The following is a 470-nucleotide window of genomic DNA, read 5'->3' on the forward strand; positions in this document are numbered from 1 at the left end:
CTGATGGAGTCGTAGTCCATCGTGCAGTCCATGATGATGTTGGCCGGCAGCACCGGGGCGGACGAGCCGCCCGGAATCACTGCCTTGAGCTGGCGGCCAGCGCGCACGCCACCGGCCAGTTCCAGCAATTTGCTGAACGGGGTGCCGAGCGGAATCTCGTAGTTGCCGGGACGCTCCACGTCGCCACTGACTGAGAAGATCTTGGTACCGCCGTTGTTGGGCTTGCCGCATTCGAGGTAGGCCTGACCGCCGTGGCAGATGATCCAGGGCACCGCCGCGAAGGTCTCGGTGTTGTTGATGGTGGTGGGCTTGCCGTACAGGCCAAAGCTGGCCGGGAACGGCGGCTTGAAGCGCGGCTGGCCTTTTTTGCCTTCGAGCGATTCGAGCAGCGCGGTTTCTTCGCCGCAAATGTAGGCACCGAAACCGTGGTGGGCGTGCAGCTGGAACGAGAAGTTCGAGCCCATGATGCG

1 protein-coding gene is annotated in these 470 nt (G+C 63.2%); it reads right to left on the reverse strand.

The window, feature by feature from the left end; genetic code table 11:
* The coding region (locus HA630_RS26990) for an SLBB domain-containing protein (RefSeq protein ID WP_208299911.1) at window positions 1-470 on the reverse strand (470 nt) is incomplete at both ends.

This window comes from Aquabacterium sp. A08, from assembly GCF_011742065.1.